The sequence below is a fragment of the Bradyrhizobium sp. LMTR 3 genome (assembly GCF_001693485.1).
Lineage (GTDB): Bacteria > Pseudomonadota > Alphaproteobacteria > Rhizobiales > Xanthobacteraceae > Bradyrhizobium.
In genome coordinates, this window is the sequence record NZ_MAXC01000022.1 from 26,981 (window position 1) to 34,889 (window position 7,909).

Below are 7,909 nucleotides of genomic sequence, written 5' to 3' on the forward strand. Positions count from 1 at the left end.
TGTTGCAGGCCCGCAACACACGGGGACTGCTTTTCAGTTAGATAGACGAACGGGCTGGTTCGATTCGCCCGGCAGTGCCAACGTGCCCGGCGATTGGTCTCAGTTGATAGTTGGGGGAACGGTTCTGATCCGTACGCTGCAAATTGGCGCGAGAGTCGCGGCCGGCATCATGACCCTGTTCTGTGCCGGATGCATCATCACGCCCGGTAGCGGCCCGTTGGGCGCGGACGTCCAGAGGGCCAAGGAAGGCAGCGAGCCGGCCGCCCTCCCCTACGCGCTGATCAAGCTGACCCCGGAAGTCGTCAACATTCTTGGCCAACACATACCCAGACTATCCACCGCGTTTGCCGCTCAAACACCGCCAAAGGCATTTCGCTTCGGGATCGGCGACATTGTCAGTGTCACTATTTTCGAAGCCGCAGCCGGCGGTCTTTTCACATCCGATGCGGGCGTTCGCGCCGGCAATTTTGTCACTATTCCCAACCAAGCGGTCGACGAACAAGGCAATATCGCGGTTCCATACGCAGGCTCTATTCGGGCCAAGGGCCGCACGCCCTTCGAGATTAGCAAGGAGATCACGGACAAACTCAAGGCTCGCGCCCTTGAACCGCAAGTCGTCGTCAACCTCGCGACGCAGAACACTTCGTTGATCACCGTCCTAGGGGACGTGCGAACCGCCGGCCGTTTTCCAGCCAGTCCCTCTGGCGAACGCGTTCTCGATGCGATCGCACGTGCGGGCGGCCCATCTGCGCAAGGCTACGACACCTGGGTCTCACTCAAACGGATGGGACATCGTGCGAGCGTGCCGTTTGGCGCGCTCATGTATGAGCCCGCAAATGACATTTATGTACTCCCCAACGATGTCATCTACCTATTCAACATGCCGCAGACCTTCGTCGGGTTTGGCGCCGGCGGGACCCAAGGCCTATTCAAGTTCGACGCATGGCGCCTGTCATTGGCCGAGGCAATCGGAAAACAAGGCGGACTGAATGACTCTCAAGCCGATCCAGCGTCGGTGTATTTATACCGCGGTGAAACGCGGGCGATTGCTAAAGAGATCGGTGTCGACGTCACACCGTTTCAGGGCGAGATCATTCCAATCATTTTTCACGTGAATCTGCGGGATCCATCCGGCTATTTCCTGGCCCAGTCCTTCGCCATGCGGAACAAGGACGTTATTTACACATCTAACTCTGTTAGCGTGGAAACCACCAAGTTCCTGGTCTTCCTGCGAACCATCCTGGCGACCGTCAACGACCCGATCATCTACGCAACCAACTTCTATGCTCTCAAGGCTGCTGCTTCGGGCACCGGAACGACGACGATTATCACAACGCCGCCGCCGATTACGACCACCACCCCATAATCGTTGAGTTCCGGCGCTGAACAGCCGGAACACGCGGGTTGATGCGGCCATAGACCTGAGTATCGGTGCGGGTCGCAAGTGACCGCACCGGCACGGCTTCCGCCAAGGAACTGCTCTTCGTATCAGGTTGTCCTACTCGCGCCATAGCGGCGCAACATCGCGCAGCCACGCTGCATACCGACTTGACTCGCCAGCAACGCTGACCGGAGGGCGACCAGTATTGGGCAGATCGATCACGCGAGGATGACATCATCATCATCATCATCATCATCATCATCGGCGGGCGATGCGGCGCTCCACTACGAGTTGCCGCACGGATCATTTCCCGCATGAGAAACCGGCGCCGCTATAATCGACGCCCAAAAAATAACTCGACTCATTTAATTCTACCGCGGTTTTTGCTTGATTTATTTAAAGACTTAATAATAGATTAAACTTATTGCAGAAAGCCTCGAACAGTCTGGTTCCGGCATGAACTTTATTAACCGACATGTTGCAGCCGGCCTCCACGAGGAGATAGCCCCCGAACTGTACAGCCCTCCCTCGGGCGCCCAGCGAAAATGGCCAATCCGATATGGGTCCATTGAGTTGGTCGCGATTGGTACCGATCTCGTCACCATCGTTCTCACCAGTATCGTTTCACTCTTCTTGTATCGGCTCTGCACTAGCTGGGACGCGGCCAGCTTCGCAAACGCCATCGGCTCGGCCATCGTCGTATCAGCGATGTTCGTATCGTTGCTAAGAGTGCGGGGTATGTACAATCCACGTGAACTGCTGGTCCTGCGCAGTCAGATTCGCGCCGTTTGGGGCGCCTTGCTATTCGCATTTATCGTTCTCGCCGCTGTGGCCGGTTTGCTCAATGTCGGTGACGAATATCCGCGTGGTGCCGGCGTGGCCTTCGCGCTTACTGGCCTTGGATCACTCGTTGTAGGAAGAGCACTCATCAAGAGCTTGCTCCTGAAAGGCCTCAGCAAAAGAAAATTCGCCGGCGGCAATATCATTCTGATTTCGGATCAACCACAGTCTAGTGATGTGGGACTTTTGCCCACGCTGAACATGCTCGGATTTTGTGTGACCAAGCATTTCAGGTTGCCTTCGCCTCGTTTCGGTTCTGATTACCGCAAGCGGCTTAGCGCTCGCGTAATTGAAAATGCTCGCGGCTCAAACGTCGAGGAAATCATCGTTGAGGCAGATCCGAACCAGTGGTCGGAATTGCGTGCATTTGTCGCCGAACTGCGGGTCCTGCCGACTCCTGTCTCCTTTGTACCCGTCGGCGCGCTTTCGGAGATGTTCAGGCGACCCACCCGGGACCTTGGCAGCACCGTATGCGTAGAAATCCAGCGAGGGCCACTTACATTGCTTGAGCGAGCCATCAAGCGGTTTACGGATCTGGTCGGCGCCGGACTTGCCCTCGTTATTCTGTCGCCGCTGCTTGCTGTAGTTGTATTAGCGATCAAGCTGGACTCGTCTGGTCCGGTCCTTTTCAGGCAGCAACGCTGTGGCTTCAACGGTCGGAGTTTCTCAATCTACAAGTTCCGCACCATGCGCGTGCTGGAGGACGGGCCATCGGTCATCCAGGCGCGGCCGGTCGATAGCCGTGTGACTCGCGTTGGAAAATGGCTGCGCCGGACGAGCATCGATGAGTTACCGCAGCTCATCAATGTGCTCTACGGAAGCATGTCACTTGTCGGGCCGCGACCGCACGCCATCTCTCAAGACGGCCAGTTTGACAAGGTTGTCCGCAATTATGCCTTCCGGCGGCGCGTGAAGCCCGGGTTGACGGGTTGGGCGCAGATACACGGGTGTCGAGGACCCACACCCACCGCCGCCTCCATTGAACGGCGGGTTGAGTACGACCTTTGGTACATCGACAACTGGAGCGCTCGATTGGATCTGGCTATCCTGGTCCAGACACCGATTGAGGTGCTGCGCGGTCGCAACGCCTACTAGGCGCTAGAATTGGCCTGACAGTCGAGCAGATTGATCCGAACTGATTCAAGGCGCTCTCAGTGAGGCGGCACCTTGCAAGTCAACATAGCCGGCGTAGCGCCAACTCAAGCCCGGGAATTACGCGTCAGTATTGTTTCTCTTGGACCAGAGCGTCAGCTATGTGCGCCAGAAGCGCCTGTTCGTCCGTTTGGATCGTTTGGCGAACGCTTTGAGTGTGCGACGTCCTCTTTTCGCCTTGTGGAAGGCCGGGCACCAGCCCATTCAGCTCATTCTCGATTTCTGTCCAATCCCGATTGGTCACCGCTTGCCTCTGCCGCGCATCGATAATGCCTGACGGCAAGTTATCTCAGTTCGCTAGCCGCACCGCCAACCAATTAATTTTGTGGTTAATAGTACAATACCCCGTCGATCAGCTCACGCTCGCTGACGAGCCTTCGTGCCAGCCTCGCCAATCCGGAACTCTTCGATCTTGCGTCCCGACTTGACTGCTGCAACCAGCCACCTCGGCCGCTTGCCGCGACCCGACCAGGTTTCGGAGGTTTGAGGATTCCGATACTTTGGTAATACTCGGGGATACTTGCGGCGAGGCTTGCGGTCCGGTTGCAAACTCCCCGAATCATTACCGACAATTGTGCCGCGACTAAGCACCGCCAAGCGCTTCTCAAGTTCGCCTTTTTCGGCCCTGATCCGCGCTGACAAAATCCCGCTGATCTCTCCGTGAAGCGCCCAAAGCTCATCCAGAGACCAGGACTCTAAATCGATCTTCTTCGGAGCCATGCCGTCGCTCTTGATTTCCCCTTAGAACATAATGCGATGTCACACCCCCGAATAACAATCAAGGGGGATTACAAGGGTTCCACGGGAAAATGGATTACTCTGGCGTTCTTCGCGATTGCTTTGACACAGAAATCCTGGGCGGCCCTTTGAACTGCACCGATCAAAAGCTGCAGTCAAAGACGAGGAGTTCGCCAGCCGTGGTCCTGGCGTGCGCCAAGGCTCGATCGGCCCCGCCGGTGCTGCGCTTTCCTGCGCGGCCCCTTGCCTCTGTGGCGAAAGAAAAGCGACAGCCGGCATCTGATGACTTCGATATCCTTCAGGACACGCTGCCTAAGTTCAATCTGGTGTCTAAGTTGGCTAACATCACTCGATGCGGCGGACGGTACCATGCAGCGGCCAACCGCATCTTGAAGGCGAGAAAGGGAGGAATCGATAGAATCCATTTGAAAATCCATTTGGGCACCTACGCAAAAACTCTACAGCAACGACCCTACCCCAATCATTTCATAGCAGCGTGCCACCCTCCCTTTCCGACGCCCACTGGCTCTGCTCAAAACCCTAAATACGCCCTTGCTTTTAACTGAATTAAATTATTAAATTTACAATCAAATAATGTTTAAAAGCCTAAATCTATCGATTCAAACTTCGCACGTATTTGGCGTCATCGCCAGCGATATTTCGAGGATTGGATGCTTCCGGAAAGACCGCAATCTGTTAGCCTTAACGGACCCGCGATGCGCAGGACAGACTTGGAGACAATGGATTTTGACGAGCTTTGGCTCTTGCATGAGCAGCTCACCAAACTCCTGTCCGAAAAAATCACCACAGAAAAACTTCAGTTGGAGCGGCGGCTGGCGCAATTGAGCCGCGTAGAGCAGATGCGCGACGTTGAGGGCACGCCTGCCGACCGTCCGCGACGCAAATATCCAAAAGTTCAGCCAAAATACTGGAACCCCTCTCAGCCCTCGCAAAAGTGGTCTGGGCGCGGAAAGCAGCCGAGATGGCTGGTCGCCGCCTTAAGCGCCGGACGGAAGTTGGAAGACTTTGTAATAGACAAAAGCGTTAACCTTGCAGACGACGATAATCACAACGACGAGACCTCTTGAAGCGGGTCGCGGTTAACGCATTCTATTGCGTAGAATTTTGGCCCGATGCACGCGTGCACTCGAGGTAAGTCACTAAGTTGCTGCGAATACCTGTGACTTCCCCAAGCAATATTCCGTAAAGTTCCATGCATGATGTGAGGGCTGCCGGTGTTGCGTTAGCCTTGGTCACAATGTGAAGCTGCTTGTGAGCCTGCTTTATTGTTTGAGCGAATCCTGAAGAGTTCTGTTGTAGGCTTTGCTTGTAAGATCGTCACCCATAGAAGCCCCGTGTATCAGGAAAGCTAGAATTCCCGAGAAGATTAGACGACAGTGGCGGGAAGTAGGTTCAATGTTTCCGTGAGTTTTATGCGTTGTAATGAGGGGGCCGCCGACAGAATCCGGACGATAATCTGGTCGGATGCTACGGTGGCTGATCAGCTCCCGCCAAACCACTAGGCAGGGGACCTAGCGGGAACAGTTCACGGCAGTTCGAGCCTCAGGATGGAATCCTGTGGGAGTTGGGGATACCGGGGCGGGACCTTCCCCTGTTGATCGGGCTGGGGCAAGCTGGAGCTTGAGGATAGTCTCGGGACACATCAACAAGAGGGACCGTAATGTCGACTGCGCCTCGAATTCTCATTTTGTCGGTCTCGTTGACCGCATTCTTCGCTATTTCCACGAGCTCCGTAGAAGCAGCAGATAGGGTCGTCCAGCCGATTTCGGTGGCAGGGGCGGATGTTAGCGCGCACCGCTGGAACGCTAGACCGCCGCGTTCAGTCGGACCTCGCCATGCTCGGTGCGAGCTAGTAGAAGGCGTCCGGGGTGCTACCCCCCTAACCGTGCCGTTTTTCGGGTCCGGCTGGTATCCTGGACCTGCGCATTACGGACCTTGCTGGCGCTATCGAGCGGGTGCGGTCATTTCAGTCAGGTATTAGGCGGCTGGCGGCTGGGCAGGTTGATACCTGCTGGCCGTGGCGCCAACGTTCGAGGGGTTCAATACAAACAACGCGTTACGTTGCCGTCGCTAGCTAGCTCATCGGTGATCATCAATGCCTGCTAGCGGTTCGCGAGCCAGCGTTTGCTGCCTCTCTGGCGATCCTTCGCACGACCAAACGCTTATGCCGATACTTCGGATGCGCTCATAAATTTGGCTGAGCGCATCCGAAAGCTTTCAGGCTGAACTACTACGAGAAGTGGAAGTCGTGACTATTGATGGCGCCCAGTTTGGTGTTCTTTAACGTCACCGAGTTGTCCGCATCAGCCGAGATGACGACGTCTTGGCCTACCTGCGTTGCATGGGCGAGAACGCTCGCGAAACTGTCGAAGACGCTCTTGCTGAACTGAACCACATCGTGGGACCGTCCATATGTACCGAAATCCTTGACGACGTCGTTCCCGAAGTTCGGCGCAAATACGAAGGTGTCAGCGCCTCCATTCCCAACGAAAAGGTCATCGCCAGAGGTACTCGTCAGCGTATTGCTTCCTGTCGAGCCGAGGATCGCATTGCCCGAAGTGCCAACAACCTGACCGGTGCTATCGATCTGCTTGGCAGTATACGTATGCACCGTGTCGGATACGGCGGACGATGTCTTGAAGGACCAGCTGCCGTCGGCAGCCGTATTCACCGTTCCCAGCGATGCGTTGCCGTCGTACAGCTTGATCTGGCTGTTGGCATCGGCGACGCCTTTGATCGTGACGATGTCGCTCCAGTTCTTGTACATGGTGGTCAAATCGACGGACGAAGTCGGCGCAGGTGCACTGGAAGTACCGATCTGTCCGTCACTATTGAGATCCTGATGGAAGCTCGTCTCGAGCAATTTAAGGCCATAGTTCGTACCCGACACGGCGCCGCCCGACGCGGAGCCGGTCAGGGCGCTGACATGGGAAACGTAGTTGCCGTTGTTGTCGGTGTTCCAGGCCGTGTACTGACCGGTGCTCGCCTCCTTCCAGGCAACCTGATAGCCCGTCGCCGTCTTCTCCGCACCGATCGGCGTCCAGGTGCCATCTTGCCCATCCACAAAATCCGCACCGCCATACTTCAACGTGGGGCCGGATCCGCTGCTGCTGTTGAGGTAATATTTGCCGCCGCTCTCAACGAGACTTGTCGTACCAGCCGACTCGACGACTTGCTCACCCGGAGTTGGCGATGGCGACGTCCCACTGATCGCACTGCTAACCGACTGCGAGGCGGCGCTGACATTGCCGGCCACGTCGGCAGCCTTGGCCGTCAGCGCGTGCGTGCCGGTCGACAAGGCGTTTGTCGTAACGCTCCAGGCCCCGGTCGAGTTTGTTGTCCCCGTTCCGACCACCGTGGTCCCTTCGTAGACCGTGACCGTGCTGTTGGCCTCGGCGGTCCCGGACAGCTTGACCTGATTGGTATTGACGATGGCGTTGCTGCTCAGGACCGGAGCAGTCGGCGCCACCGTGTCCACCGTCACGGTCATCGCACCGGACGCGGCGCTGACCTGACCGCTCGAATTGGTCGCGGTCGCGGTCAGCACATGCTTGGCGTTGGTCAGGACCGAGGTGATGTAGTCCCAGCTCCCGGTCGAACTGGCGGTCGTCGTGCCGATCTGGGTCGAGCCATCGTAAATCTTGATGGTACTGTTGGCGGCAGCGGTACCCTTGAGCTGGAGGGTATTATCACTGGTGATGCCATCGCCGGCCGCTCCGGTGTCGTTCGAGAACGACGCGATGGTCGGCGTCGCCGGTGTGGCCGGGGGCGCCGAGG

At 56.8% G+C, this 7,909-nt stretch carries 5 protein-coding genes; 3 read left to right on the forward strand and 2 right to left on the reverse strand.

Going from position 1 to position 7,909, the window contains the following annotated elements; all coding sequences use genetic code 11:
- Positions 1 to 82: 82 nt before the first annotated feature.
- Both LMTR3_RS17030 and LMTR3_RS17035 read left to right on the forward strand, forming a co-directional pair.
- A complete protein-coding gene (locus LMTR3_RS17030; RefSeq protein WP_245319923.1) occupies positions 83 to 1,366 on the forward strand; it encodes a polysaccharide biosynthesis/export family protein in 1,284 nt (427 codons plus the stop codon).
- Positions 1,367 to 1,837: 471 nt separating this feature from the next.
- On the forward strand, positions 1,838 to 3,316 hold the full coding sequence (locus tag LMTR3_RS17035; RefSeq protein WP_065746227.1) for an exopolysaccharide biosynthesis polyprenyl glycosylphosphotransferase: 1,479 nt from the start codon (positions 1,838 to 1,840) through the stop codon (positions 3,314 to 3,316).
- Positions 3,317 to 3,730: 414 nt separating this feature from the next.
- Here the strand turns inward: LMTR3_RS17035 and LMTR3_RS17045 are convergent, their stop codons facing one another.
- A complete protein-coding gene (locus LMTR3_RS17045; protein ID WP_065746229.1) occupies positions 3,731 to 4,093 on the reverse strand; it encodes an H-NS histone family protein in 363 nt (120 codons plus the stop codon).
- Positions 4,094 to 4,851: 758 nt separating this feature from the next.
- On the opposite strand from LMTR3_RS17045, the gene LMTR3_RS17050 reads away from it, so the two are divergent.
- A complete protein-coding gene (locus tag LMTR3_RS17050; RefSeq protein WP_502686648.1) occupies positions 4,852 to 5,199 on the forward strand; it encodes an H-NS histone family protein in 348 nt (115 codons plus the stop codon).
- Positions 5,200 to 6,362: 1,163 nt separating this feature from the next.
- Here the strand turns inward: LMTR3_RS17050 and LMTR3_RS17055 are convergent.
- Positions 6,363 to 7,909 (reverse strand): Ig-like domain-containing protein (locus tag LMTR3_RS17055; RefSeq protein ID WP_065746231.1); only part of this gene is annotated, 1,547 nt, incomplete at its 5' end.